This is a genomic window from Embleya sp. NPDC005971 (assembly GCF_040629175.1).
Classification (GTDB): domain Bacteria; phylum Actinomycetota; class Actinomycetes; order Streptomycetales; family Streptomycetaceae; genus Embleya.
This window is the reverse complement of record NZ_JBEXUX010000004.1, coordinates 62,918-87,693: the sequence shown is the minus strand read 5'-3', so window position 1 is coordinate 87,693 and position 24,776 is coordinate 62,918. Positions and strand designations below refer to the sequence as shown.

The 24,776-nt window shown below is 72.4% G+C and carries 23 protein-coding genes; 3 read left to right on the top strand and 20 right to left on the bottom strand.

The genetic code is table 11. From position 1 onward, the window contains the following. Nucleotides 1-26: 26 nt before the first annotated feature. From ABZ374_RS05975 to ABZ374_RS05945, 7 genes are all read right to left on the bottom strand, one after another. Nucleotides 27-1,193, bottom strand: a complete 1,167-nt coding sequence (locus ABZ374_RS05975; RefSeq protein ID WP_360307178.1) for a glycerate kinase — start codon at nt 1,191-1,193, stop codon at nt 27-29. A gap of 86 nt (nt 1,194-1,279) precedes the next feature. Continuing rightward, nucleotides 1,280-3,157, bottom strand: a complete 1,878-nt coding sequence (locus tag ABZ374_RS05970; RefSeq protein WP_360306723.1) for a prolyl oligopeptidase family serine peptidase — start codon at nt 3,155-3,157, stop codon at nt 1,280-1,282. Further along, nucleotides 3,154-4,164 carry an oligopeptide/dipeptide ABC transporter ATP-binding protein gene (locus tag ABZ374_RS05965; RefSeq protein ID WP_360306720.1) on the bottom strand — a complete coding sequence of 337 codons (1,011 nt, stop codon included), beginning with the start codon at nt 4,162-4,164 and terminating at the stop codon, nt 3,154-3,156. The genes ABZ374_RS05970 and ABZ374_RS05965 overlap by 4 nt, the downstream gene beginning before the upstream one ends. Next, a complete protein-coding gene (locus tag ABZ374_RS05960; protein WP_360306717.1) occupies nt 4,161-5,159 on the bottom strand; it encodes an ABC transporter ATP-binding protein in 999 nt (332 codons plus the stop codon). The genes ABZ374_RS05965 and ABZ374_RS05960 overlap by 4 nt, the downstream gene beginning before the upstream one ends. Beyond that, the gene (locus ABZ374_RS05955; protein ID WP_360306714.1) at nt 5,159-6,076 is read right to left on the bottom strand and encodes an ABC transporter permease; all 918 of its coding nucleotides are present in this window, start codon (nt 6,074-6,076) and stop codon (nt 5,159-5,161) included. The genes ABZ374_RS05960 and ABZ374_RS05955 overlap by 1 nt, the downstream gene beginning before the upstream one ends. Beyond that, nucleotides 6,073-7,041, bottom strand: coding sequence for an ABC transporter permease (locus ABZ374_RS05950; protein WP_360306711.1), 969 nt, complete (start codon nt 7,039-7,041; stop codon nt 6,073-6,075). Before ABZ374_RS05950 ends, ABZ374_RS05955 begins: the two co-directional genes overlap by 4 nt. Before the next feature lie 31 nt (nt 7,042-7,072). After that, on the bottom strand, nt 7,073-8,800 hold the full coding sequence (locus tag ABZ374_RS05945; protein ID WP_360306708.1) for a peptide ABC transporter substrate-binding protein: 1,728 nt from the start codon (nt 8,798-8,800) through the stop codon (nt 7,073-7,075). A 182-nt stretch (nt 8,801-8,982) separates the two neighbouring features. On the opposite strand from ABZ374_RS05945, the gene ABZ374_RS05940 reads away from it, so the two are divergent. Continuing rightward, a complete protein-coding gene (locus tag ABZ374_RS05940) occupies nt 8,983-9,750 on the top strand; it encodes a TetR/AcrR family transcriptional regulator (RefSeq protein WP_360306705.1) in 768 nt (255 codons plus the stop codon). 9 nt (nt 9,751-9,759) lie between these two features. Here the strand turns inward: ABZ374_RS05940 and ABZ374_RS05935 are convergent, their stop codons facing one another. From ABZ374_RS05935 to ABZ374_RS05925, 3 genes are read right to left on the bottom strand one after another with little or no spacing between them, the layout of a single operon-like run. Further along, the gene (locus tag ABZ374_RS05935) at nt 9,760-10,887 is read right to left on the bottom strand and encodes a M20 family metallopeptidase (protein WP_360306702.1); all 1,128 of its coding nucleotides are present in this window, start codon (nt 10,885-10,887) and stop codon (nt 9,760-9,762) included. Beyond that, nucleotides 10,884-11,801: an alpha/beta hydrolase gene (locus ABZ374_RS05930; protein WP_360306699.1), complete on the bottom strand. Its 918-nt coding sequence runs from the start codon at nt 11,799-11,801 to the stop codon at nt 10,884-10,886. The genes ABZ374_RS05935 and ABZ374_RS05930 overlap by 4 nt, the downstream gene beginning before the upstream one ends. After that, nucleotides 11,798-12,865 carry a tartrate dehydrogenase gene (locus tag ABZ374_RS05925; protein WP_360306696.1) on the bottom strand — a complete coding sequence of 356 codons (1,068 nt, stop codon included), beginning with the start codon at nt 12,863-12,865 and terminating at the stop codon, nt 11,798-11,800. The genes ABZ374_RS05930 and ABZ374_RS05925 overlap by 4 nt, the downstream gene beginning before the upstream one ends. A gap of 199 nt (nt 12,866-13,064) precedes the next feature. Here ABZ374_RS05925 and ABZ374_RS05920 point away from each other — a divergent pair, with 199 nt between their 5' ends. Beyond that, nucleotides 13,065-14,591: an FAD-binding oxidoreductase gene (locus ABZ374_RS05920; protein WP_360306693.1), complete on the top strand. Its 1,527-nt coding sequence runs from the start codon at nt 13,065-13,067 to the stop codon at nt 14,589-14,591. A gap of 236 nt (nt 14,592-14,827) precedes the next feature. Then, nucleotides 14,828-15,265, top strand: coding sequence for a hypothetical protein (locus ABZ374_RS05915; RefSeq protein WP_360306690.1), 438 nt, complete (start codon nt 14,828-14,830; stop codon nt 15,263-15,265). A gap of 157 nt (nt 15,266-15,422) precedes the next feature. Here the strand turns inward: ABZ374_RS05915 and paaE are convergent, their stop codons facing one another. The 10 genes from paaE to paaN form a co-directional block, all read right to left on the bottom strand. After that, complete coding sequence (gene paaE / locus ABZ374_RS05910; RefSeq protein ID WP_360306687.1) at nt 15,423-16,532, bottom strand: 1,2-phenylacetyl-CoA epoxidase subunit PaaE; 1,110 nt, start codon at nt 16,530-16,532, stop codon at nt 15,423-15,425. Beyond that, nucleotides 16,532-17,053 (bottom strand): 1,2-phenylacetyl-CoA epoxidase subunit PaaD, encoded by a 522-nt coding sequence (gene paaD / locus ABZ374_RS05905; protein ID WP_360307175.1) that lies wholly within the window; start codon nt 17,051-17,053, stop codon nt 16,532-16,534. The genes paaE and paaD overlap by 1 nt, the downstream gene beginning before the upstream one ends. After that, nucleotides 17,047-17,877, bottom strand: coding sequence for a 1,2-phenylacetyl-CoA epoxidase subunit PaaC (gene paaC, locus ABZ374_RS05900; RefSeq protein WP_360306684.1), 831 nt, complete (start codon nt 17,875-17,877; stop codon nt 17,047-17,049). Before paaC ends, paaD begins: the two co-directional genes overlap by 7 nt. Before the next feature lie 11 nt (nt 17,878-17,888). Then, the gene (paaB, locus tag ABZ374_RS05895) at nt 17,889-18,188 is read right to left on the bottom strand and encodes a 1,2-phenylacetyl-CoA epoxidase subunit PaaB (protein WP_360306681.1); all 300 of its coding nucleotides are present in this window, start codon (nt 18,186-18,188) and stop codon (nt 17,889-17,891) included. Beyond that, nucleotides 18,185-19,165 carry a 1,2-phenylacetyl-CoA epoxidase subunit PaaA gene (paaA, locus tag ABZ374_RS05890; RefSeq protein WP_360306678.1) on the bottom strand — a complete coding sequence of 327 codons (981 nt, stop codon included), beginning with the start codon at nt 19,163-19,165 and terminating at the stop codon, nt 18,185-18,187. The genes paaB and paaA overlap by 4 nt, the downstream gene beginning before the upstream one ends. 100 nt (nt 19,166-19,265) lie before the next feature. Beyond that, nucleotides 19,266-20,102 carry an enoyl-CoA hydratase-related protein gene (locus ABZ374_RS05885; RefSeq protein ID WP_360306675.1) on the bottom strand — a complete coding sequence of 279 codons (837 nt, stop codon included), beginning with the start codon at nt 20,100-20,102 and terminating at the stop codon, nt 19,266-19,268. Next, complete coding sequence (locus ABZ374_RS05880; protein ID WP_360306672.1) at nt 20,093-20,965, bottom strand: 3-hydroxyacyl-CoA dehydrogenase family protein; 873 nt, start codon at nt 20,963-20,965, stop codon at nt 20,093-20,095. Before ABZ374_RS05880 ends, ABZ374_RS05885 begins: the two co-directional genes overlap by 10 nt. Continuing rightward, nucleotides 20,962-21,759 carry an enoyl-CoA hydratase/isomerase family protein gene (locus ABZ374_RS05875; protein WP_360306669.1) on the bottom strand — a complete coding sequence of 266 codons (798 nt, stop codon included), beginning with the start codon at nt 21,757-21,759 and terminating at the stop codon, nt 20,962-20,964. The genes ABZ374_RS05880 and ABZ374_RS05875 overlap by 4 nt, the downstream gene beginning before the upstream one ends. Continuing rightward, nucleotides 21,756-22,967 (bottom strand): thiolase family protein, encoded by a 1,212-nt coding sequence (locus ABZ374_RS05870; protein WP_360306666.1) that lies wholly within the window; start codon nt 22,965-22,967, stop codon nt 21,756-21,758. Before ABZ374_RS05870 ends, ABZ374_RS05875 begins: the two co-directional genes overlap by 4 nt. Beyond that, the gene (gene paaN / locus ABZ374_RS05865) at nt 22,960-24,672 is read right to left on the bottom strand and encodes a phenylacetic acid degradation protein PaaN (RefSeq protein ID WP_360306663.1); all 1,713 of its coding nucleotides are present in this window, start codon (nt 24,670-24,672) and stop codon (nt 22,960-22,962) included. Before paaN ends, ABZ374_RS05870 begins: the two co-directional genes overlap by 8 nt. Nucleotides 24,673-24,776: the final 104 nt, after the last annotated feature.

Sequence of the window (24,776 nt, the reverse complement as noted above, 5' to 3'; positions counted from 1 at the left end):
GGGTACGGCCGGACCCGGCTCGGCCGCTACCGCGCCCCGGCCCTCGGCGGCGGGAGGTCGGGCAGGTGCTCGCGGACGATCAGTTGCCCCAGCGCCTCCAGCAGCGGGGCGGCTGCGGCGATCGACCGTTCCGGGTCCGGTTCGAGGCTGCTCAGCGGGTAGCCGGCGCGGAACCCGGCCGCGGCGAGCTGATCGCGGGTCAGGTCCAGGCGTCCGCACACGGCGACCACCGGGACCCCGTGCCGCCGCGCGCGCCGGGCCACGCCCAGCGGGGCCTTGCCCTGGAGGGTCTGCAGGTCCATCGCGCCCTCACCGGTGACGACCAGGGTCGCCGCGCGCAGTTCCTGGTCGATCCCCACCGCGTCCAGGACGACGTCGACGCCGAGCCGGCGGCGCGCCCCCAGCGCGACCAGGGCGCCGAAGCCGGTGCCGCCGGCGGCCCCCGCGCCCGGCGCGGCCGCGATGCGCCCGGCAGGCGGACCCACGGTCGACGCCAGCACCTCCAGCAGGCGACCGAGCCCGGCCTCCAGCACGGCGACGTCCTCGGGCCCGGCGCCCTTCTGCGGCCCGTACAGCGCCGCCGCCCCGCCGGGCCCCAATAGGGGCGCGTCGACGTCGGTGGCGACCACGAACTCGGTGGCCGCCAGCCGCGGATCGAGACCGGACAGGTCGGCGTGGGCGAGGTCGCGCAGGGCCGCGCCACCGTCGGCCACCGGTCGCCCGTCCGCGTCGGTGAACCGCGCCCCCAGCGCGCCGAGCAGGCCCACTCCCCCGTCGGTGCAGGCGCTGCCGCCCAGCCCCAGCACGATGGTGCGCGCACCGGTGTCCAGCGCCCCGCGCACCACCTCGCCGGCGCCTCGGCTGCTCGCGGTGAGCGGCGCCGGGACGTGGCCGGGCAACAACGCCAGTCCGGAACTCTGGGCGAGTTCGACCACGGCCGTGCTCCCGCGTTGGGCGTAGCAGGCGCGAACGGGCCGACCGGTGGGCCCGCCGACGCCGACCACGCGGCGTCGGAAGCCGCAGTGCACCAGCGCGTCGACGGTGCCCTCGCCGCCGTCGGCGACGGGCAGCACGGTCACCCACAGACCCGGGCGGGCCCGGCGCAGCCCGGCCGCGAGATGCCGGGCCACGGCCGCGGCGCCGAGCGAGCCCTTGAACTTGTCCGGCGCGAGCAGCACATGCGGCGGCGGCATCCCGCCGGGCCGACCACCCGGTTCGCCGGCGGCGTCGACGGCGCCGGGAACCGGGTCGCGCGGTTGCGGGACGAACGGGTCCCGGGTCATGCGGGGCTTGGCCCGGCCGGCGGTTCGACCGGCCCCCGGGACCAGGACTCACCGCGCAGCGCGGCCTCGACCAGGTCCATCATCCGCTGCTGGTCGTGGATCTCCAGTTCGCGGCTGCTGGTCTCGTGGCCCCCGCTGAACCAGTCCAGGCACACGTCCCCGCCCGCGTCCTGCAGCGCCTGCGCGTAGGCGTACGCCTGCTTGGGCGGCGTGCGGGTGTCGTGGGTGGCCTGCGAGATCCACACGGGTGCGCGGACCGCATCGACATACGTGATCGGCGAGGAGCGCCGGTAGCGGTCCGGGTCGAGGTCGGGGCCCGCTCCGAAGAACGCCTTCCACGCCGCGCGCAGCGCCGGATTCATGTCGCCGTAGGCGGTCACCCAGTCCGCCATCGGCACGAACGCCAGCGCCCCGGCGAAGAGTTCGGGCAATCGTCCGACGGACAACAGGGACAGGAAGCCGCCGTAGGACGCGCCGGTGACGAAGATGCTGCCCGCCTCGGCCACCCCGTCGGCGATCAACCGCTGCACCGCCGCCTCGATGTCCTCCAGTTCCCGGTCTCCGATCGAGCCCAGGAACCCTTCGCGGAACCGCCGACCGAAGGTGACCGAACCCCGGTAGTTCAAGGACGCGTACGCCACCCCCGAGGCGGCCCACGCCTGGGCCTGCGGGTTGTACGCGTCGACGGACACCAGGTTCGGGCCGCCGTGCAGGTTCAGCACCAGCGGCCGCGGCCCTTGCGCGTCCGGGGGTCGGCACACCCACAGTTGCAGGGCGGTGCCGTCGGCGGAGTGCACGGTGTGCGAGTCGGCGCCGACGCCCGATACCGGCGGGGTCGGCGGATCGGCCGGGACGATCTCCCCGGTCGAGCGTTCGACGTGCAGCACGCTCAGCGGCTGGTCGAAGCGCTGCCGGAGCAGCCGGACGCGCCCGTCGGCGGCGTAGTGCGAGGCCCACTGGTGGAGTTGGGCCGAGGCCACATCGGGCTCGAAGTAGGCCCCGGCCGGATGCCCGACCACCGTGAGCGCCCGGCTGTGCAGGTCGAACTCCAGTACGTGGTGCAGGCCCTCGTCGACCAGGACCAGCAGGATCCGGGCGCCGTCGTCGGACCAGTCCAGCGCCACCAGGTCGCCGTTCAGGTGCGGGGCGTCCACGTCGATCCGGCTGCCGTCGGCGGGGTCCCAGACGCACGGGCGGGCGAAGCCGGTGCGCTCGGTGGACACCAGCAGCCGGCCGTCGCCGACGACCGGGGAGAACCGCACCGCCCGCACGGGCTCCGCCGGCCCGTCGGTGAGGCTGCCCAGCACCTTCCCGCTGTCGGTGGCGACCACGGTGACCGCGAAGCGGCGTACTCCGGGGTTGTGGTCGGTGGTGTCCACGCTGGCCAGGCGCCCGTCGGCGGAGATCAGTCCGTTCCACGCCTCGTGCGGCGAGGTGAAGAGCAGCCTGGGCGCGGGCGTCCGGGAGTTGTGCACGTGCCAGAGACCGAACCCGTCGGGGGCGGCGGCGGTGATCACCACGGCGTCGCCCTGTCGGGCGGTGTCGATGCCCCGGAGCGTGTAGGGGTGCAGGGTGGGGGTCAGGTCGCGGCGGTCGCCGCCGTCCACGGCGGTGGCCCACACGTGTCCGACCTCCGAACCGTTGTCGTCGTGCAGGCTCAGCACCCACTCGCCGTCCGCGCTGAGCACCGCCTCCCCCGGGTCGCCGACGTCGCCCGGCAGCGGCAGGTCGATGCCCCGCACCATGTCCCGGCGACCGAGGGTCTGGCCGTGCTCGGTGTCCCGGACCACCAGGCACAGATCGCGCTCTCCGCGGCCGCGGCGCATGGACAGGATGCGATCGGTGCTGAAGTAGGGGTGCCAGGAGGCGGTCATGGGGCGATCCTCTCGGGGGTGTTGGCGGTGTCCGGTCGCGGCAGGACTTCGGCGAAGTGACAGGCGGTCAGGTGTCCGTCGCCCGTCTCGACGAGGGGCGGGGTCTCCTCCGCGCACACGCTTTGTGCCTTCCAGCAGCGGGTGCGGAATCGGCAGCCGGAGGGCGGTGCCAGCGGGCTGGGTATGTCGCCCTCCAGCACGATCCGCTTGCGGGTGCGCTGGATGCGCGGGTCGGGAATGGGCACGGCGGACAGCAGCGCCTGCGTGTAGGGGTGTCGCGCCGACTCGAACAGCGAGTCCACCGGCGCGTGTTCGACGATCCGGCCGAGGTACATCACGGCCACCTCGTCGCTGATCTGGCGGACCACGGACAGGTCGTGTGCGATGAACAGGTAGGTCAGTCCGAGCCGTTCCTGGAGGTCCTCCAGCAGGTTGACCACGCCGGCCTGCACACTGACGTCCAGTGCGCTCACCGGTTCGTCCAGGACCAGCACCTCCGGTTCCACGGCCAGCGCCCGGGCGATCCCGATCCGCTGTCGTTGTCCGCCGGAGAACTGGTGTGGGAAGCGGTGCGCGTGCGCGGGGTCCAGGCCGACCAGGCCCAGCAGTTCGTGCACCCGCTCGCGTTCGCGTTTGGGGTGCAGGCCGTGGATGCGCAGTGGCTCGGCGAGGATGGCCTGCACGCTCATCTGCGGGTTGAGCGAGGAGTAGGGGTCCTGGAAGACGAGTTGCACCCGGCGGCGCAGGTCCGCCAGGGTCCGTCGGTTCGCGGTGGCGATGTCGGTGCCGTCGAGCAGGACCCGGCCGCCGGCCGGGGTGACCAGGCGGACCAGGCAGCGGCCGAGGGTGCTCTTGCCGCAGCCGGTCTCGCCGACCAGGCCCAGGGTTCGGCCGCGGGCGATGGCGAAGTCCACGCCGGAGACGGCCTGTACGACGGCGGACTTGCGGCCGCGTCCGGTCCGGTATTCGGCCACCAGCCCGGTGACGTCCACCGCGGTCGTGCTCATCGCGTCACGCTCTCAATCTCGTGGAACCGCACGCACGCCGTGGTGTGCGTGGTGTCGACGGCCAGGGGTGCCGGATCGACTTCGCCGCAGACCGCCGGGACCGCGTGCGCGCAGCGGGGCTGGAACGGGCATCCGGTGGGGCGTTCGGTGGGCAGCGGGGGCTGGCCGGGGATCTGCACCAGGCGGGCGGCGCGCCGATCGATGCGCGGCAGCGCGCCCAGGAGCCCGGTCGTGTACGGGTGGGCGGGGTGGTGGAACAGCGCGTCGACCGGGCTTTCCTCCAGCTTGCGTCCGCAGTACATGACCATCACCCGGTCGGCGATGCCGGCCACCACGCCCAGGTCGTGGGTGATCAGCAGGACCGCGGTGTCGGTGCGGTCCTGCACCCGTTCGATCACGTCCAGGACCTGCGCCTGTACGGTCACGTCCAGCGCGGTGGTCGGCTCGTCGGCGATCAGCAGCGCGGGGTCGTTGGCGATGCCCATCGCGATCATCACGCGCTGGCGCATGCCGCCGGAGAGTTCGTGCGGGTACTGGTCGACGCGGTCGCGCGGGGAGGCGATGCCGACCAGGTCCAGCAGGTCGACGGTGCGCTCGCGCAGGGCCCGGCGTCCCTGGCTCGCGTCGTGCACCGAGACCGCCTCGGCCACCTGCCCGCCGATGGTCATCATCGGGTTGAGCGCGGCGAGCGCGTCCTGGAAGACCACCGCGATCCGGTTGCCGCGGACCGCCCGCAGTTCCCGGTCGGAGAGGTCGAGCAGTTCCCGTCCGCCGAAGAGCACCGATCCCCGGGCGGTCGCGTTGCGCGGGAGCAGGCCCATGATCGCCATGGTGGCGGCGCTCTTGCCGGAGCCGGACTCGCCGACGATGCCCAGGGTCTCGCCGGGGGCCACGTCGAAGGACAGGCGTTCGACGGCGGTCACCGGCCCGGAGTCGGTCCGGTAGGTGACGGTGAGGTCGCGTACGGACAACACGGGGGACGCGTCGGTGCTCATCATTGCCTTCCTTGCGGGTCGAAGGCGTCGCGCAGGCCGTCGCCGACGAAGTTGACGGCCAGCACGGTGATCAGGATCGCCAGGCCCGGTACGTAGAGCAGGTAGGCCTGCGAGGTGCCGATCAGTCCGGCGGCCTGGCTGAGCATGTTGCCCCAGCTCGACTGGGGCGGTTGGATGCCGAACCCCAGGAAGCTGGTGGTGGATTCGAGGATGATCGCGGAGGCGACCGCCAGCGAGACGTTGACGGCGATGACGCCGGTCAGGTTGGGCAGCAGGTGTCGCACGACGATGCGCGGGTTCGAGGCACCGATGACCCGGGCGGCCTGGATGAACTCCTTGTTGCGCAGGGTGAGCACCTGGGCGCGCACCACTCGGGCGATCATCGTCCAGCCCAGCGCGGCCAGCACCAGCACGATGGTCACCGGTGAGGGGCCCAGCGACTCCAGCGCCACGGCCAGGACGGCGATCGCGGGCACGATCAGGAACAGGTCGGTCACCCGCATGATCACCTCGTCCGCCCAGCCGCCGACGAAGCCGGCGATCGCGCCGACGGCCGTGCCGACGACGGTGGACAACAGGGCGACGCAGATGCCGATCGCCAACGAGACCCGACCGGCGAACAGCAGTTCGCTGAGGTAGTCGCGGCCGAGCGAGTCGGTGCCCAACCAGTGGGCCGAGGAGGGCTGTTGGGCGCCCAGCAGGAGGTCCTGCCGGTTGTGCGGGAAGGGGGCGATCCAGGACGCGCCGAAGCAGGAGATCGCCAACGCGGTCAGGATCAACAGGCCCACGACGGCCGGCCGGTGGCGCAGGAATCGCTCCAGCACGATCCGGTGCCGGGGCTTGTCCCGGGCCGGTGCGGGCGACGGGGCGGTGGGTGGCGCGGAGTCGACGATCCGGGCCGCGGCGGAGTCGGTCATCGCAGGGCCACCCTCGGGTCCAGGAGCGCGTAGGTCACGTCCGCCAGCAGGTTGAAGACGATCACCGCGACGGCCACCACGAGCATCCACGGGATCAGCACGAACACGTCGCCGGCCAGGATCGAGCTCAGGAAGAGCCGGCCCATGCCGGGGATCGCGTAGATCTGTTCGGTGACGACCAGGCCGCCGACCAGGGCGGCGGCGTCCAGTGCCACGACGGTCACGAAGGGGGCGAGCGCGTTGCGCAGGGCGTGCCGGAACAGGATCCGCCGGCGTGGCACGCCCTTGGCCCGGGCGGTGCGCACGTAGTCACTGGCGAGGGCGTCGAGCATCGCGGTCCGGCTGAACCGGGACCAACTGGCGACCAGGCCGACGGTCAGCGTGACGACGGGAAGCGCGAGGTGCCGGAAGTAGTCGAGGTTGATCCCGGTTCGACCGACCGAGTGCAATCCGACGAAGTACAGCGGGGGTTCGCTCAGGCCGAACTGCTGCCTGGGCCACACCGCCAGCACTTGGATCAGGACCAGGCCGAGCCAGAACGCGGGCATCGCGATGCCCACATAGGAGAGCCCGGTGAGTACGTAGTCTCCGGCGGAGTACTGCCGGGCCGCCGAGTAGATCCCGATGCCGAGCGCGATCACGGCGGCGAACAGCACGCCCCAGAACATCAGTTGCAGGGTGACTTCGAGCGCGGATCCGATCATCGGCAACACCGCGCCGCCGGTCCTGGTGCTGGTGCCCCAGTCGCCGGTGACGAAGGCCTTCATCCACAGCAGGTATTGCTCGGGCACCGATCGGTCCAGGCCGAGCAGTTCCGTCTGTCGGTGCAGCGCGCCGGGGTCGGTCGACTGGCGCAGCTTGGCGAGCGGATCGAAGGTGGCCCGGACCGCCCAGAACAGGATGAAGGAGGCGATCACCATCACGGGCAGCGAGTACGCCAGTCGGCGCAGCGTGTATCTCAACATGGGAAGTCCTCGGCGAGGAGTCGGCCGCGGGTCATTTCGCCAGTCCCCATTCGGCGAGGTTCCAGAACGGGCCCTGGACGGGGTTGATGCTGATCGGGCCGCCGACGCCCTTGCCGGTCAGCAGGATGTTGGGGACGGCGCCCAGCGGCAGGGACGGTACGGATTCGGCGATCAGCTTCTCCGCCTGGCGCGATGCCTGGATCCGGGCCGTCTCGTCGACCTCGGTGCGTACCCGGCGGAGCAGTTCGTCCAGGCCGGGAATCTTCGCGCGGATGAAGTTGATGCCCGAACTGCCCTCGACGGCACCGGGGATCGACGTCGAGGCGAGGGTGGCGTCCAGGGTGGGCTCGGGGAAGGTGTCGGTCAGCGTCCACAACCCCAGTTGGAAGTCCCCGGCCGGGGCGACCTTGCCGAACAGGTTCGCGGCGCTGGTGTTCTTGATCGTCATCTTGAATCCGGCCTGCCGTAGTTGCGACTGCAGGATCTGTTCGGTGAGTTCGCGGCTCTGGTTGCCCGCGAGGGAGACGATGGTGAACTGCGCGGCGCGGCCGTCCTTGGCCCAGATGCCGTCGCCGTTCTTGGCCCACCCGGCGGCGGTCATGATCTGTTGCACCTTGGCCGGGTCGCGCCGATAGCCGGCGAAGTCCTCGCTCGCGAAGGCGGATACCAGCGGGGACAGGAAGCTCTGCGCGGGCGCGGCCACGCCCAGCGAGCCGAACAGCTTGTGCACGATCGCGCCGCGGTCGATCGAGTAGGCCAGCGCCTGCCGGACCGCCGGGGAGTCGAACGGGAAGGTCGAGTTGTTCATCCACAGCGCCTGGAGATTTCCGGTACGGGTCTCCACCTGCATGTTGGCGCTGCCGCCGAGCGAGTTGATCTGGGACAACACGTCGAGTTGCGGCGTCGGATACAGGGCGTCGAGCTGGCCGCTGGCGAATGCCTGGAATTCGGCGGCGGTGTCGGTGGTGAACTGGAACGTCACCTTGTCCAGGTGGGGTTTGGGACCCCAGTAGCGCTCGTTGGGGACCAGGGTGACCGAGGTGCCCCGAACCCAGGAGGCGATCTTCCAGGGCCCGCCGCTGAAGGTGTAGCCGTTCTTCATCAGCGCGTTGCGGTCCTTGCCGTCGAGCAGGTGCGCCGGCAACACTCCGTAGTCGGCGCCGAACAACTGCCGCCAGTTGGCGTACGGGGATTTCAGCGTGACCACCGCGGTCCGCGGGTCCGGCGTGGCGACCGAGTCGATCAGGTCGTAGCCGGTCTGGGTGAACACGTCCTTGCCGTCGCGGATCTGCAACGCGGTGTACTTCAGGTCCGCCGAGGTGATCGGCTGCCCGTCGGACCAGACCGCGGCGGGGTTGAGTGTGTAGGTGATCGTCTGCCGTCCGTCCGCCACCGAGGTGGTGGGGGTGGCGGCCATCAGGTCGGACGCGACCGGGACCCAGGTGTTCCCCTGCTGCACGACCTTGAAGACCTGCGGGATGGTCTGGGCCTGCATCAGGTAGGTGCCCCAGATGGAGCCGGCGCAGGTGGAGATCCAGTCGGCGCAGTCCGGCTCCTGCTCGGCGCCGATCACCAGGCTCCCGCCCTGCTTGACCGGGACGTCGCGGATCGAGTTCGTCCCCGGCGCCAGCGCCGGTGCGCCCGACGTGCATCCGGTGGCGACGAGAACGGCGAGCGCCGCCAGGGCACTTCCGACCGGGGTTCGCCGCCTTTTGGGGCCGGATGGCGGCCTGCGGTCGTTTCGTGAATGAATCATCATGTTCGACCTTCCCTGCACGGGATGTCCCGGGACTCGGTGATCAAGGGTAAGGAGACGTGAACGGCTTAGCAATACACATAGGCTAGTAGTTAGCCAATGAGATTGACTTGAAATGTGGCCATGCCTCCGGCAGGCTCGGTACACCGGCGCCCACCGGCGCCGACTCCCCAGGAAGGACCCGCATGAACGCCCCGAAAGCCGAGGACACCTCCGACGTACCGGCCAAGAGCACGGGCCCCGGACGCCGTCGGCTCCCGCGTGACACGCTCAGCCGCCAGGTCATCCTGGAGGCCGCCGAGCGGGTCGCCGCGCGGGACGGGCTCGACGCCTTCACGTTCCAGTCCCTGGCCAAGGAGGTGAACGCCCACCCGACGTCGCTCTACCGGCACTTTCGCGACAAGGACCAGTTGGTCCTCGAACTGATCGACGACCTCCGGGCCCGCTCCTACGGTGGGTTGCTCAAGCCCACCGACTCCTGGCGCGAGGACCTGCGCACGTCGGCCCGCTACATCCACGAGCACTACCTGCGCTACCCGCAGTTCGCCGTGCAGATGGCTGCGCGCACCACCCGCAGGCCGACCGAGTTCGCCAACGTGGAGTTCGCCCTGGACGCGCTGCTGCGGGCCGGTCTGGACGAGGCGGACGCGGCGATGTACCTGAGGGTGTTCGGCAACGTCATCCGCTCGCTGTCCAGCATGGAGGCGGGCATGCTCGCGTTGGACCCGGAGACCCGGGACGGCGACACGCTGGCCTGGCAACTGGAGTACCGCAGGGTGCCGGCCGAGCAGTATCCGCGGATCGCCGCGATGAGCGGACAACTCCTGGACATCGGCGACCCGAAGGTCTTCGACACCGCCGTGGACCTGTTCCTCGACGCCATCGAGGCCCGCGCCGAACAGGCCCGGAACCGGCGGTCCACCCGGCAGGAGTCCACGCCGAAGGAGAGGTGACCCGCTCCGTCACCGGCTCGACGGAGCCGCGGCCCCCTCCCGGAGCAACCCGGCCACCAGCCTCGCCCGCTCCGGCAGGGAGCCCGCGTCCAGCCACTCGTGCCGGGCATGCGCCCCGCCGCCCGCCGGGCCGAGCCCGTCCAGGGTGGGAATGCCCAGCGCGGCGGTGAAATTGCCGTCCGAGCCACCGCCGACCCGGGCCTCCTCGATCGCGGTCAGCCCCCCTTCCCGGGCCAGTCGCCGCGCGGCCAGCAGCAGCCCTCGGGACATGCCGTGTTCCAACGGCGGCCGATTGATGCCGCCCGCCGGTTCGACCCGGGCCCCCGGCAGCCGCGGGCACAGCGCGCTCAGCGCCTCCTCCACCCGCAGCAACTCCGCGCGTTCCCAGGCCCGTACGTCGACGTCGACGTAGGCGGACTCGGGCACGGTGTTGGTCGTGGTGCCGGCGCCGCCGACGGTGGGGGTGACCGTCGTGCCGCGACCGGGGTCACCGAGCACGCTGATCGCGAGCACCTGGTGTGCCAGTTCGACCAGGGCGTTGACTCCCAGCTCGGGCTCCAGGCCGGCGTGGGCCGCGCGTCCGCGCACACCCACCCGGTACATCGCCACACCCTTGCGGGCGGTCTTGACGGCCCCGTCCTGGCTGGGCTCCAGTACCAGCACCGCCCGGCAACCCGCGGCGGCCTCCTCGATCAACGCGCGCGAGGTGAGCGAGCCCCGCTCCTCGTCCCCGGTGACCAGCATCCGCACGTCGTCGGCGCCGCCGATCAGCTCCAGCGCGTCCAGCGCCGTCACCAGCCCCGCCTTCATGTCGAACACTCCCGGGCCGGTCACCCGCCCGTCCACCGCGGTGAACGGGCGCTCGGCGAGCGTGCCGAGCGGCCAGACCGTGTCGGCGTGCCCGAGCAACAACACCGGGGCGACGGCCGGGTCGCGCACCCGCTCGTGCACGTACAGGTGGGGCACCCCGTCCCGGACGACGCGTTCCGGCTCGCCCAGGAGGCCGTCGGACCACGAGGCCAACAATTCGTACAGCGGGTCCAGTCCCGGTACGTGGCCGGACGGCGTCTCCAACTCGACGAGTCGGCGCAGCCGGGACAACGAACGGCCGGTATCGACCTCGGGGACGGTGCTCAACGGGACTCTCCCGGTTCGGGGGTGCGGATGTGTTGCCAGAACGACGTCAGGGCGTGCGCCACCGCATCGGGGGCTTCCTCGGCCAGGTAGTGGTCGGCGTGCACGGAGACCGCGTCCACCCGTCGCGCGTAGGTCCGCCAGACCCGGGCCACGTCGAAGTTGCGGCCCACGTAGCTCCGCGCCCCCCACAGCGCGAGCAGCGGGACCTCGACCCGCCGGCCCTGCTCGCGATCCAGCCGGTCGTGCACCAGGTCGATGCCGGCCGCGGCCCGGTAGTCGGCGCACGAGGCACGCACCGTGCCCGCGTCGAAGCAGCGTTCGTACTCGGCCATCGCCGCCGCGTCGATCGCCGAGCCGCCGGCATGCCGACCGGCGAACCGGCTGCGAATCCAGGTCAGGGGGTCCGCCAGGATCAGCCGCTCGGGCAGGTCGGAGGGCAACGACAGGAAGAACCAGTGGAAGTAGTCCGACGCCATCGTCCGGTCCACGTTCTCGAACATGTGCAGCGTCGGCACCACGTCCAGCACCGCCACCGAAAGCACCCGTTCGGGAGCGTCCAGCGCCATCCGGTGGGCGACCCGCGCACCCCGATCGTGGCCGACGACCGCGAAGCGCGCGAAGCCGAGCGACTCCATCAGCGACACCTGATCGGCCGCCATCACCCGCTTGCCGTACGGCTCGTGCCCGGCGGTGTCGCCGGGTTTGTCGCTGTCGCCGTAGCCGCGCAGGTCCGCCAGCACGACGGTGTGACCCGCCGCGACCAGTTCCGGGGCGACCCGGTGCCACATGGTCGAGGTCTGCGGGTAGCCGTGCAGCAGCAGGACCGGCGGGCCCTCGCCCCCGACGAACGCGTTGATCCGCACCCCGTCGCGCGACGCCTCGACCCGCCGCAGGCCGGGTGCCGGCGCGCTCATCCGTCCGTCCCCGGCCGGCGCAGCTCCTCGATGAAGGCGTCGCACACCTGGTCCGTCGACAACGTGCCGCCCAGGTCGGGGGTGACCGAGCCGGCCGCGACCACCCGGTCCAGCGCCCGGACGAGCCGGTCGGCCGCCTCCTTCTCGCCGAGATGTTCCAACATCAGGGCGGCGGACCAGATCTGACCGATCGGGTCGGCCGATCCGGTGCCGACGATGTCCGGTGCCGAGCCGTGGATCGGCTCGAACATCGAGGGCCCGCTCCGGGTCGGGTCGATGTTGCCGCAGGGCGCCACCCCGATGCTGCCGGCCAGGGCGGCGGTCAGGTCGCTGAGGATGTCGCCGAAGAGGTTGGAGGCGACGATCACGTCGAAGCGGGTGGGGTCCAGGACGAGCAGCGCGGCCAGCGCGTCCACGTGGTACGAGGTCAACTCGACGTCGGGGAAGTCGGCGGCGACCTCGGCCACCACCTCGTCCCAGAACGGCATGGTGTGCACGATGCCGTTCGACTTGGTCGCCGAGGCCACCCGGCCCGAGCGGGTACGGGCCAGCCCGAAGGCGTAGCGGGCGATGCGCTCGACGCCGAGTCGGGTGAACACCGCCTCCTGCACCGCCAGCTCGTGCGGACGGCCGCGATACAACCGGCCGCCGATCTCGCCGTACTCGCCCTCGGTGTTCTCCCGCACCACCACCAGGTCGAACGGTCGCTCGTCCCGCAGCGGCCCACGCACCCCGGGCAGCGAACGCACCGGGCGCAGCGAGACGAACTGGTCGAACTCCCGCCTGATCGGGATCAGCAACCCCCACAGCGACACATGGTCGGGGATCTCCGGAGTGCCGACCGCCCCGAGCAGGATCGCGTCCGCCTCCCGCAGTCGTTCGATGCCGTCGGCGGGCATCATCGCGCCGGTCTCGGCATGGAACGCGCACCCCCAGGGGTGCTCCGTCCACACCAGTTCGAACCCGTGTGTCGCGGACAGTACGTCGAGCACCCGCCGAGCGGCCGACACGGTCTCCCGACCGATGCCGTCGCCGGGGATCGCCGCGATCCGATACGTGCGCACCTGAGCTCCCATCATCGGTTAGCAACGGACCTAGCCTAGGAGATAGCCACGGTTAATTGCTAGAGACGGACGGATGTCGCCTGCGTCACCGATGGACGCAGCCGGCGCGACTTGCGCCGACCCCCGGGTGACGATGGCAGCGACACAGCGTCATGTGACGGCCACGTGGCGTGCATCAATCGCCGGGAGAAGTGGGCACATGACGATCGATCGACGGGCGTTTCTGGCCGCTCTGGGAGTCGGCGGTGCGTTGGCGGTGACGGGGGCGACCGCCGGCGGCATCGCGCGGGGTGTGGCGCCGGTGTTCCCGGCGTACGGCGGGCGTCGGACGGGCGGGTTCGCCGCCCCCGAGCCGCCGGACTGGTCGGCGCTGAAGGCGCGGCTCGACGGGCGGCTGCTGCTGCCGGCGGACCAGGGCTACGACGTCGCCCGGCTCGGCTTCAACGAGCTGTACGACGATCAACTGCCGGCGGCGGTGGCCCGCTGCAACTCGGCGGCGGACGTGCGGATCTGCCTGGACGCGGCCCGCGGACACGGGGTGCCGATCGCCGCGCGCAGCGGCGGGCACAGCTACCTCGGCTACAGCGTGCCGAACGACGGGCTGGTGCTGGACCTGCGGCCGATGGCCGGGGTCCGGGTGCGGTCCGACGGGACGGTGCGAGTGGGCGCGGGGGCCCGGCTGATCGAGGTCTACGCGGCGTTGGCGCAGGCCGGGCGACTGATGCCGGCCGGCTCCTGCCCGACGGTGGGGATCGGCGGACTCGCCCTGGGCGGCGGGATCGGGGTGTTGACCCGCAAGTACGGACTGACCTGCGACCGGCTGGTCTCGGCGCAGGTGGTCACCGCCGACTCCCGGGTGCTCACCGCCTCCGAGTGCTCCGAGCCGGACCTGTACTGGGCACTGCGCGGCGGAGGCGGTGGCAACTTCGGGGTGGTCACCGAATTCACCTTCAGCACCGAACCGGCCCCCGCGCTCACCGTGTTCGCGCTGCGCTTCCCGGCCGCCGCGGCCGCCGCCGTGATCGGCGCGTGGCAGGGGTGGGTCGCGGACGCGCCGCCCGAACTGTGGTCGAACTGCGTGGTCTCCGGCGGCGCGGCGCCGACCGCCCGGGTCGGCGGGTGCCACGTGGGGACCGCCGACGAACTGAACCCGCTCCTGGACCGACTGATCGCCGCCGCCGGGACCCAGCCGACGTCCCGCAGCGTGCAGGGCAAGAGCTATCTGGACACGATGAAGTACATGGCCGGCTGCGCGAACGACACCATCGCGCAGTGCCATCCGACGTCCGAGGGCGGCCGGTTGCCGCGAGCGGCCTTCGTCGCGGTCTCGCGGGTGCTGACCGCCCCGCTGGACGCACAGGGGGTGGTGCAACTGATGGTCGGCCGCACCGGGATGGACCTGCTGCTCGACTCGATGGGCGGCGCCGTCTCGCAACTCGCCCCCGACGCAACGGCCTTCCCGCATCGCTCGGCGCTCGCCACCGCGCAGATCTACGCGAGCACCACACCCGGCGGCAAGCAGGCCGCCACCGCCGCGGTCGACGCAGTCCGGGACGACCTGGCAGCCCTGGGCGCCGGGGGCGCGTACGTCAACTACATCGACGAGAACCTGCCCGACTGGGGCACCGCCTACTACGGCGAGAACCTGCCGCGTCTGAAGTCGGTGTCCCGACGCTACGACCCGGACCAGGTGTTCGCCTTCCCCCAGTCGGTGGCCCGCGCCTGACCTCGGTCCGTGCCCGAACTCGTTGCGCGCCCGGCCGCGTTCCGCGTGCCGATCTGACCGAAAGTCATGCATGCGGAACTCCATGTAACCCAAATCACGTCCGATGTTCACCCTTCGGGGCCGCCGCGCGACCCATCGTCATGCAATGATGTGCCATGTGAGATGTGAAATGTCACACCTCATCAAGTGGGCATCATTTCGGGTGCCCCGAACAGTGGAGGCTTCCCATGAAATTCATGACAACCGCGGCAGTGATCGGCATAGCCGGCCTGGGCATCATCGCCGCCGCACCGGTCGCGAGCGCCGATCCCACCCCGACGCCCACCGTGACCTGCGGCGCCTACGGGCTCCAGTCCGGTCTGTCGACCAAGGTCTGCGCCGAGGTCACCGGCGACAACGTCCGCCTGTTCGGCCAGGTCGGGCTGGCCGGTCCGCCGTCGCCCGGCAGTCCGCCCCGGCAGCCGCAGTCGCTCAACCTGCGGCTGTCCGGCAACGTGGGCGGCGTCTCGCTCGGCGCGGTGAACCAGGACTCGCTCTTCCACTACTCGACGATCAGCGTCTTTGGCGTCGGCGGCACCGTGCCGTGCGGTTCGACGGTGCACGGCAGCTTCGCGGTGGAGTCCTACCAGTGGCCGGCGCGGCCGGTCACCGTGGACCTGGTGCTCCCCTGCTGACCCACCCCCCGGCCCGCACGGCCACCCGCCGCCGGGCGCCGTAACGCACCGCCGGGCGCCCGCCGGCACCTCGGACTCCGCGCCGGAATCGCGGAGTTCGAGGTCCCCGGCGGGTGCTCGGGCGGTACCGGCGGGTCCTGGTGCGCGGACCGGCGGCTCAGCAGTCGAAGTCGACGGTGAGGGTGTCCGAGGCGGGGTACGTCTGGCAGGTCAGGACGTAGCCCGCCTCGATCTCCGCCGGGTCGAGGGCGTAGTTGCGGCGCATGTCCGCGTCACCGTCGCGGACCAGGGCGCGGCAGGTGCCGCACACGCCGCCCTTGCAGGCGAAGGGCATGTCCGGGCGCAGTCGGCCCGCCGCGTCCAGGACGGTGCTCTCGCGAGGCAGGTCGGCGACGGTGGAGCGGCCGTCCAACACGACGGTCACCCGGCTGACGGGTCCATCCACCGGCGCGTCCTCGTGCCGGACCGCCGGCGGCGGTGTGTCGTCGGCGAAGAACAACTCCTGGTGCACCCGGTCGTCGGGCACGCCGAGGCCGGCCAGGGCGCGCCGCGCGTCGCGGATCATGCCGTGCGGGCCGCACAACCACCAGTGGTCGGCCCGCTCGGCGTCGACCAGGCCGTCGATCAGGGCGAGCAGCCGGTCGTGGTCGAGGCGACCCGAGAGCAGCTCGGCCTCGCGGGGTTCGCGGGAAAGCACGTGCGCGAGTTCGAAGCGGGCCGGGTACAGGTCCTTGAGGTCGGCCAGTTCGTCGGCGAACATCACCGTGTCGGTGCGGCGGTTGCCGTAGAGCAGGGTGACCCGCGAGTCGTGGTGGGCGGCGAGCACCGACTCGGCGATGGACACCATCGGGGTGATGCCGGAGCCCGCGGCGATCAGCACGTGGTGGGCGGGGGCGGACACGTCGGCGGTGAAGGTGCCGGTCGGCGCCATCACCTCGACGCGATCGCCGGGCCGGATGTCGTTGACGAGCCAGGAGGAGAACAGGCCCCCGGGCACCACCCGGACGCCGATCCGCGGCCGGGTGCCGGCGGCGGAGCAGATCGAGTAGGTGCGGCGTTCGTCCGTCCCGTCGATCTCGCGGCGCAGCGTGAGCGATTGGCCGGGCACGAAGGCGAAGGTGTCGGCCAGTTCGTCGGGCACCTCGAAGGCGACCGCGGCGGCATCGGGGCACAGCCGGTGCACCTCGGCGACGCGCAGGTGGTGGAAGCTCGGGCGGCGGCGGGAGGGCGGCGGCGCGGCGGAGATCGTCGTCGTCGGGTCCTGCATCAGATCTCCTTCATGTGCTCGAACGGCTCGCGGCACGCGAGGCAACGCCGCAGGGCCCGACAGGACGCGGCGGCGAAGCGGGAGGTCTCCTCGGTGTCCGCCGAGCCGCAGTGCGGACAGGGCACCCGGCGGCGGGTCGGCAGCAGGTCCAGCGGGACCGACCCGGTGCCGGGCCGGGGTGCGGCGCCCGGCGGGGCGATGCCGTAGCGGGTCAGCTTGCGGCGCCCGGCGGGGGTGATCCGGTCGGTGCTCCACGGCGGGTCGAGCACGGTCCGGATCTCGACCCGGGCGAAGCCCGCCGCGCGCAGGCGGGCGGCGACCTCGGCGCGCATCTCGGCCATCGCCGGGCAGCCGGAGTAGGTCGGGGTCAGGCCCGCGACCACCGTGCCGTCCGCGGTGATCTCGACGTCGCGGAGCACCCCGAGGTCGGCCAGGGTCAGCGCGGGCAGTTCGGGGTCGGGTACCTCGGCGGCGATCCGGCGGGCGCGGCGCACGTCCGCGGCGGTGTTCGCGGTCACCAGGTCGCGCCCGGGTGTGCGCGGGCCAGCCCCTGCAACTCGGCCAGGAGTGGGGCCAGATGCTCGGTGTGCTCGCCGTTTCTGCCGTGCCCCGGGAGCGGCGGCGCGGCATCGGGCAGGGTCAGCGCGACGGCGTCGAGCACCTGGGCCAGCACTGCCCCGACCTCCTCGCGCGCGTCGTGCGCTTCGTACAACTCGGGGAGCCAGGCGGCCACTTGCCCGAGCGCGACGTGCATGCGGCGCCGCGATTCCTCGGTGCCGTCGCCGAGGCGTACGGTCCACTCGGCGGCGTACTGCCGGTGGTAGGTCAGTTCCTTGACGCCCTTGGCGGCGACGGCCGCGAGCACCGGGTCGGCCGTGCTCGCGAGCCGGGTGAAGTGCGCGAGCCGCCAACTGGACAGCAGCAACAGCCGGGCGATGGTGAACGCGAAGTCGCCATTGGGGAGTTCGGCCAGTCGTACGTTGCGGAAGTCGGCCGCGTCGCGGAAGTACGCGTAGGCGTCCTCGTCGCGTGCGCTGCCGTCGACCTGCCCGCAGCGCGCGTACAACAGGCGTGCCTGGCCGAGCAGGTCCAGGGCGATGTTGGCGAGGGCCAGTTCCTCTTCGAGCTCGGGCGCGCGGGTGGTCCATTCGGCCAGCCGCTGGGCGCCGATCAGCGCGTCGTCGGCCAGGACGAGGCAACACGCGGCGAGTTCGGCGGCGTCGACGTGCGCGGGCAACGTGCTGTCGACGCCGTACAGGGGGTCCTCGAAGCCGGTACCGAACGCCCAGCGTGCGTCGCCGCCGTCCCCGTCGGCGAGGGAGGGCGGGAGGTGGTCGTCGTGCATTGACCTGCTCCTCAGATGTGGGGGACGTCGTCGGGGATGTCGTAGAAGGTGGGGTGGCGGTACACCTTGTCCGCACTGGGCGCGAAGAACGGGTCCTTCTCGTCCCGAGTGGACGCGGTGATGTGTTGCGAGCGCACCACCCAGATGCTGACGCCTTCGTTGCGGCGGGTGTACAGGTCGCGTGCGTGGGTCAGCGCCATCCGGTCGTCGGCGGCGTGCAGGGAGCCGACGTGCACGTGGTTGAGGCCGCGCTTGCCGCGCACGAACACCTCGTAGAGCGGCCAGTCGGCGCCGGTTCGGATGTCGTTCATGCGGCTGCTCCTTGCCGGGTGGTCTGCTTGGCCGCGTACGCGCTCGCTGCCTCGCGTACCCACTTGCCTTCGTCGTGGGCCGTCCTGCGACGGCTGATCCGTTGTGCGTTGCAGGGGCCGTCGCCGCCGATCACCCGCCGCAGTTCGGCCCAGTCGGGGGTGCCGAAGTCGTGTCGGCCGCGGTCGGCGTTCCAGGTCAACTCCGGATCGGGCAGGGTCACTCCGATGTGGCGGGCCTGGGGCACGGTCATGTCGACGAAGCGTTGGCGCAGTTCGTCGTTGCTGTGCCGTTTGATCTTCCAGGCCATCGACTGGGCCGAGTTGGGCGAGTTGTCGTCGGGCGGGCCGAACATCATCAGTGAGGGCCACCACCAGCGGTCGACGGCGTCCTGCACCATCGCGCGTTGCGCGTCCGTGCCGCGCATCATCGTGGACAGTTGCTCGTAGCCCTGCCGCTGGTGGAAGGATTCCTCCTTGCACACCCGCACCATGGCCCGGGCGTAGGGCCCGTACGAACTGCGGCACAGCGGCACCTGGTTGCAGATCGCCGCGCCGTCCACGAACCAGCCGATGACGCCGACGTCGGCGTAGTTCAGGGTGGGGTAGTTGAAGATCGAGGAGTACTTCTGCCGGCCGTCGATCAGCCGGGCGGTCAGGTCCGCGCGGTCGGCGCCGAGGGTTTCCGCCGCGGAGTACAGGTAGAGCCCGTGGCCGGCCTCGTCCTGGACCTTGGCGAGCAGGATCGCCTTGCGGCGCAACGACGGGGCGCGGGCGATCCACTCGGCCTCGGGCTGCATGCCGATGATCTCGGAGTGGGCGTGCTGCGCGATCTGGCGGATCAGCGTGCGGCGGTAGCCCTCGGGCATCCAGTCGCGGGGTTCGATCCGGTCGTCCTTGGCGAGGGTGGCCGCGAAGTGGTCGGCGAGATCCGGCGGCGCGTCGTCCGCAGGCGGTGTGGTGGGGGGTGGGGTGACCATCGACAATTCCCTACCGACCGTTCGTTCGGTCAATCGTGTGGCGAGGCCGGGCCCGCGTGGGCCCCGGGTGGGTCGGGGCCCACGAGCGGGCCCAAGTGGGTCAGTGTCCGTCAAAGGTGGGCCGGTCGCCCGCCAGGAAGGCGCGCACCGCCGCCCGGTGGTCCTCGGTGCGGCCGAGCCGCTCCTGGGCCGCCGCCTCCCGTTCGAGCAGGTCGGCCGGGCTCGCGCCGTCGGTGTGCCGAAGCAGCGCCTTGACCTCGGCGTAGGCGGCGGTCGGGCCGGCGGCCAGGCGTCGGGCGAGGGCCAGCCCCTCGGTGGTCGCCGCACCGTCCGGCACCACCCGGTGCACGAGGCCGCATCGGCGGGCGTCCTCGGCCCCGACACGTTCGTCCAGGAGCATCAGGGCCGCCGCCCGCGAGGGGCCGACGGCGCGGACCAGCGCGCCGCTCACCCCGGTGTCGGCGGCCAGGCCGATCCCGGTGAACGCGGTGGAGAAACGGGCGCTTTCGGCCGCGACCCGCAGGTCGGCGCACAGTGCCAGGCCGAGCCCGGCGCCGACGCAGGCGCCCTCGACCGCGACGACCACCGGTTGGCGCACCGCGTGCAGGGCCTCCACCAGCGGGTTGTACTGCTCGCGCACGATCGCGAAGGCGGACTCGGGCTCGTGCTCCAGGGCGCGGGCGTGCTCCTTGAGGTCCTGGCCCACGCAGAAGTGCCGGCCCTGGGCGGCCAGCAGGACCGCCCGGACCTTCCCGCCGTCCTCGCCCACCCGGCGCACGGCCGCGAGCAGCGCGGCGCGCAGTGGCGCGTCGAGGGCGTTCCCGGCTGCGGGGCGCCGCAGTTCGAGCACGGCGACGTCACCGTCGAGGCGGTATCCGACGCGTTCCCCGTCCCCGGCGGAGCCCGGTCCGGCGGTGTCGGTCGTGGTCACGGCCATACGTAGAACCCCTGTCCGGTCTTGCGCCCCAGCTCGCCGCGGGCGACCTTGTCGCGCAGCAGTCGGGGCGGTGCGAAGCGCGCGCCGAGGGTGGCGTGCAAGTGTTCGGCGATGGCCAGGCGCACGTCCAGGCCGACCAGGTCGGTCAACCGCAGCGGACCCATCGGGTGTCGGTAGCCCAGCCGCATCGCGTCGTCGATGGCCTCGGGGGCGGCGACGCCGTCCTCGACCATCCGGATCGCCTCCAGGCCCAGCGCCAGGCCCAGTCGGCTGCTGGCGAAGCCGGGCGAGTCGTTGACCACGACGTCCTGCTTGCCGAGCGCGCGGGTCCAGTCCAGGGCGCGGGCGAGCACGTCGTCGGCGGTGTCCGGGGCGCGGACGAGTTCGACCAGCGCCGAGGCGGGCACCGGGTTGAAGAAGTGCATGCCCAGGAAGCGGCCGGGCCGGGTCAGCGCGGCGGCGAGGTCGGTGACGGACAACGAACTGGTGTTGGTGGCCAGCACGGTCGTGGCGCCGACGGTGCGTTCGACGGCGGCGAGCAGGCGGGCCTTGAGCGCGGCGTCCTCGGGCACGGCCTCCACGATCAGGTCGGCGTGCGCGGGCAGTTGCTCGATCGTGTCGACCGTGTGCACTCGCGCGAGCACCCGCTCGGCGGGTTCGCCGGCCGTGCCGTGTTCGGCGGCACGGGCCAGGCCGGCGGCGATCCGCTCGCGGGCCGCGGCGGCGGCCCGGGCGTCGCTCTCGGCGATGGTGACCGCGGAGCCGGCCGCCGCGAACGACTGGGCGATGCCGGCGCCCATGCGTCCACCGCCGATGACGCCGACCACCGCGGGCGGGGCCGGTGCGGCGGAAGTGGCGCTCATGTACGGCTCCTTGCGTCCAGGAAGCGGGTCATCCGCTCCTTCTTGTCCCGGCTCTCGAAGAGCACGGCCTGGGCCAGGTCGTCGGCGATCGGGTGGGCGCCGGGGGCGTCGACGACGAGTTTGGTCAGCCGCAGGGCCCCGGCCGAGGAACGGGCCATGCGGTCGAGCAGGGCATGTGCCCGGTCGAGCAGTTCGTCGGCCGGTACCACCTCCATGACCAGTCCCGCGGCCAGCGCCGCCCGCGCGTCGAGACGGTGGCCGGCGAGCAGGATCTGCTTGGCGATCGACTCCCCGACCAATTGCGGCAGACGCCAACAGGCGCCGGCGGCGGCGATGATGCCCAGGCCGGGTTCGGGGTTGCCGAAGACCGCGTCGGGGCCGGCGATGCGCAGGTCGCACGCGTAGGCCAGTTCGGCGCCGCCGCCCAGGGCCCAACCGTCGACGGCGGCGACGGTGGGCATCGGCAACCGGCGCACCCGTTCGAACAGGCGGCTGTTGATGCCCTGGAGGGCCTCGTCCCGGCCCCGGTCGAGCAGTTCGGCGATGTCCGCGCCGGCGGCGAAGACCCCGCCGTGGCCGGTGAGCAGGAGCAGCTTGGGGTCGCGCTCCAACCGGTCGCACACCGCGTGCAGTTCGGTGATCATGCGGGCGTCGATGGCGTTGCGCTCGCGGGGGCGGTGCAGGGTGACCACGACGCGGTCCGTGTGCTCCTCGATCCGCAACGAGCTTGTGGCGTGGGCGGGTTCGCCCGCCGGGTCGAGCGCTGGGTCGGGTGTCGGTCGGGTGTTGCTCATACCCGCTCCACGAGCATCGCGACACCCTGGCCGACGCCCACGCACAGCGTGGCCAGACCGCGCCGGGCGTCCTCGCGTTCCAGGCGTCCGAGCAGGGTCAGCACGATACGGGCGCCGGAGCAGCCGAGCGGGTGGCCCAGCGCGATGGCCCCGCCGTCGGCGTTGACGATGTCCTCGTCCAGGCCCAGTCGGCCGATCACGGCCAGGGCCTGGGCGGCGAACGCCTCGTTGAGTTCGACGGCCCCCAGGTCGGCGCTCCGCCAGCCCGCGCGGCCCAGCGCCTTCTCGGTCGCGGGGACCGGCCCCAGGCCCATCAGGTGGGGCTGCACGCCGGCCGACGCGGCGCCGACGACCCGTGCCCGAGGGGTGAGGCCGTACCGCCGCACGGCCGCCTCGCTCGCCAGGACCAGCGCGGCGGCCCCGTCGGACAGCGGCGACGCGGAGCCGGCGGTGACGATGCCGCCCGCCCGGAAGCTCGTACGCAGCTTGCCGAGCTTGTCGAGCGTGGTGGTGGGACGTGGGCCCTCGTCGCGGGTGACCAGGGCGTCGCCGACCGGCACGGGCACGATCTCGCGGTCGAAGCGGCCCTTGTCCTGGGCGGCGACGGCGCGTTGGTGGCTGCGCAGGGCGAACGCGTCGGAGCGGTCCCGGGTGATCCCGTCGAGGGCGGCGACCTCCTCGGCGGTCTCGCCCATCGACAGCGTGGTCCGGCCGGCGTCGGTGGGCAACGCGCGATCGGCCGCGGTGAAGCGGGGGTTGGTGAAGCGCCAGCCCAGCGAGGTGTCGTGGATGGCGCCGGGTTTGGCCCACGGGGTGCCGGGCTTGTCCATCACCCACGGCGCGCGGGTCATCGACTCGACCCCGCCGGCGACGACCAGGTCGGCCTCGCCGGCCCGGATCGTGTGCGCGGCGGAGGCGATCGCGGTCAGCCCCGAGGCGCACAGCCGGTTGACCGTGTAGCCGGGCACGGTGTGCGGAAGGCCGGCCAGGAGCACGGCCATCCGGGCCACGTCCCGGTTGTCCTCGCCGGCCTGGTTGGCGGCGCCGAGGATCACCTCGTCCACGGCCTCCGCGGGGATCCCGGCCCGGCGTACCGCCTCCCCGACCACGAGGGCGGCCAGATCGTCGGGGCGGACCGCGGCCAGGGCGCCGCCGTAGCGGCCCTGGGGCGTGCGGGCGCCGTCGACGAGGTAGACGGGCTCAGGCACCGACCGACTCCTTCGCGGCGGCGGGTCGGCGGGATTGCAGGGTGGCGAAGCGGGCGGTGACGAACGCGGGGTCGGACAGGGTGGCGCTGGCGGCCGGGTTGGCGGCGCTGCCGTGGAAGTCGCTGAACGCGGCGGACTGGTTGACGAACACGCCGCCGGTGAGGTTCTCGGACAGGTGCACGCCCGCGTCCAGGGCGGCTTCGCGGGCCGCGGCGAGTACGAACTCGCTGGTCGAGTGCACGGCGGCGGTCAGCGCGCCGCGGCTGCCCACCGTCTCGCGCAGGATCCGCAGGCCGTGCTCGGTGGAGTCGGTGCCGATCACGAACGACACGGGGCCGAACCATTCGCGGGTGTAGGTGTCCTGGTCGGTGTCCGCGTCGAGCCGGGCCACCAGCGGCGTGCGCACGATCGCCTCGGGGTGATCGGGGTGCGCGACGACGGCGGAGGGGTGCGCGATGTGGTCGAGCGCTTCGGCCTGTTCGAGGGTGTGCCGCACCCCGTCGTTGACGATCGCGCCGAGGGTGTGCACGGCGCGGGCGGGGTCGCCGAGCAGGCGGTCCAGCGCGGCGCCGAGATCGGCGGCGAACTCGTCGGCGGTACGGGTGCCCTGGTCGGTGGCGAAGCCCTCGCGCGGGATGAGCAGGTTCTGCGGGGTGGTGCACATCTGGCCGCTGTACAACGACAACGAGAAGGCGAGGTTGCCCAACAGGCCCCGGTAGTCGTCGGTGGAGTCCAGCACGACGGTGTTCAGGCCGGCCTTCTCCGTGTAGACGGTGGCCTGGCGGGCGTTGGCCTCCAGCCAGTCGCCGAAGGCGGTCGAGCCGGTGAAGTCGACGATACGCACGTCCGGGTGCACGGCGAGGGTGGCCGCGCTGCGGCCCTCGGGCGCCTCGGCGGCGAGTAGCACCACGTCCGGCGGGAAGCCCGCCTCGGCGAGTACCTCGCGGGCGATCCGCACGGTGATCGCCAGCGGCAACACCGCGCCGGCGTGCGGCTTGACCACGACCGGGTTGCCGGTGACCAGGCTGGCGAACAGACCGGGGTAGCCGTTCCAGGTCGGGAAGGTGTTGCAGGCGATCAGCAGCGAGACGCCGCGACCGACCGGGGTGAACGTCTTGTCCAACTCCAGCGGGTCGCCCTTGCGCTGCGGCTTGCTCCAGCGGGCCGCGGCCGGGTGTCGCTTCTGCTCCGCCCAGGCGTAGGCGACCGCTTCCAGGCCCCGGTCCTGGGCGTGCGGGCCGCCGGCCTGGAAGGCCATCACGAACGGCTGCCCAGTGGTGTGGTGCACGGCGTGCGCGATCTCGAAGGTGGCCGCGTTCAGTCGGGCCAGGATCTCGGCGGCGACGCCCGCGCGGGTGTCCGGGTCGGCGGCGCGCCAGGGGCCGGCGGCGGCCTTGGCGGTGGCCACGGCCTGCTCCGGGTCGATGCGGGGATAGGAGATGCCCAGCGATCGGCCGTACGGCGAGACCTCGCCCACGACCACCCGGCCGTCGCCCGGGTGGTCGGGCAGGCCGAAGGGGCGGCCGAGTTGCTCGTTGAAGGCCGCCTCGCCCAGGGCCGGTGCCTGCTCGCCGTAGACCTTGGTGCTCGGCGACTCGGGGTATGGCGTCCAGTGATCGCGCTCCGCGGTGGCCTGCACGGCCTGCTCCAGCAGCGTGCGATGGCGCGCGAAGAAGTCGGGGCGCTCGGAGTTCACGTCGGGCATGCGATCCACCTCTTGACATGCAGCGGTGATGCTGGCTTACCTGGCCTGCCGCACATTACCGAATGTTCGGTCGGTTAACAAGGCGATGCCGGACCGCGGAATCC

What these genes read in the sequence shown, in the direction of transcription:
- ABZ374_RS05975 (WP_360307178.1), bottom strand. Translation starts at nt 1,193, where the DNA reads ATGCCGCCGCCGCATGTGCTGCTCGCGCCGGACAAGTTCAAGGGCTCG.
- ABZ374_RS05970 (WP_360306723.1), bottom strand. Translation starts at nt 3,157, where the DNA reads ATGACCGCCTCCTGGCACCCCTACTTCAGCACCGATCGCATCCTGTCC.
- ABZ374_RS05965 (WP_360306720.1), bottom strand. Translation starts at nt 4,164, where the DNA reads ATGAGCACGACCGCGGTGGACGTCACCGGGCTGGTGGCCGAATACCGG.
- ABZ374_RS05960 (WP_360306717.1), bottom strand. Translation starts at nt 5,159, where the DNA reads ATGAGCACCGACGCGTCCCCCGTGTTGTCCGTACGCGACCTCACCGTC.
- ABZ374_RS05955 (WP_360306714.1), bottom strand. Translation starts at nt 6,076, where the DNA reads ATGACCGACTCCGCCGCGGCCCGGATCGTCGACTCCGCGCCACCCACC.
- ABZ374_RS05950 (WP_360306711.1), bottom strand. Translation starts at nt 7,041, where the DNA reads ATGTTGAGATACACGCTGCGCCGACTGGCGTACTCGCTGCCCGTGATG.
- ABZ374_RS05945 (WP_360306708.1), bottom strand. Translation starts at nt 8,800, where the DNA reads ATGATGATTCATTCACGAAACGACCGCAGGCCGCCATCCGGCCCCAAA.
- ABZ374_RS05940 (WP_360306705.1), top strand. Translation starts at nt 8,983, where the DNA reads ATGAACGCCCCGAAAGCCGAGGACACCTCCGACGTACCGGCCAAGAGC.
- ABZ374_RS05930 (WP_360306699.1), bottom strand. Translation starts at nt 11,801, where the DNA reads ATGAGCGCGCCGGCACCCGGCCTGCGGCGGGTCGAGGCGTCGCGCGAC.
- ABZ374_RS05920 (WP_360306693.1), top strand. Translation starts at nt 13,065, where the DNA reads ATGACGATCGATCGACGGGCGTTTCTGGCCGCTCTGGGAGTCGGCGGT.
- ABZ374_RS05915 (WP_360306690.1), top strand. Translation starts at nt 14,828, where the DNA reads ATGACAACCGCGGCAGTGATCGGCATAGCCGGCCTGGGCATCATCGCC.
- paaE (WP_360306687.1), bottom strand. Translation starts at nt 16,532, where the DNA reads ATGCAGGACCCGACGACGACGATCTCCGCCGCGCCGCCGCCCTCCCGC.
- paaC (WP_360306684.1), bottom strand. Translation starts at nt 17,877, where the DNA reads ATGCACGACGACCACCTCCCGCCCTCCCTCGCCGACGGGGACGGCGGC.
- paaB (WP_360306681.1), bottom strand. Translation starts at nt 18,188, where the DNA reads ATGAACGACATCCGAACCGGCGCCGACTGGCCGCTCTACGAGGTGTTC.
- paaA (WP_360306678.1), bottom strand. Translation starts at nt 19,165, where the DNA reads ATGGTCACCCCACCCCCCACCACACCGCCTGCGGACGACGCGCCGCCG.
- ABZ374_RS05885 (WP_360306675.1), bottom strand. Translation starts at nt 20,102, where the DNA reads ATGGCCGTGACCACGACCGACACCGCCGGACCGGGCTCCGCCGGGGAC.
- ABZ374_RS05880 (WP_360306672.1), bottom strand. Translation starts at nt 20,965, where the DNA reads ATGAGCGCCACTTCCGCCGCACCGGCCCCGCCCGCGGTGGTCGGCGTC.
- ABZ374_RS05875 (WP_360306669.1), bottom strand. Translation starts at nt 21,759, where the DNA reads ATGAGCAACACCCGACCGACACCCGACCCAGCGCTCGACCCGGCGGGC.
- paaN (WP_360306663.1), bottom strand. Translation starts at nt 24,672, where the DNA reads ATGCCCGACGTGAACTCCGAGCGCCCCGACTTCTTCGCGCGCCATCGC.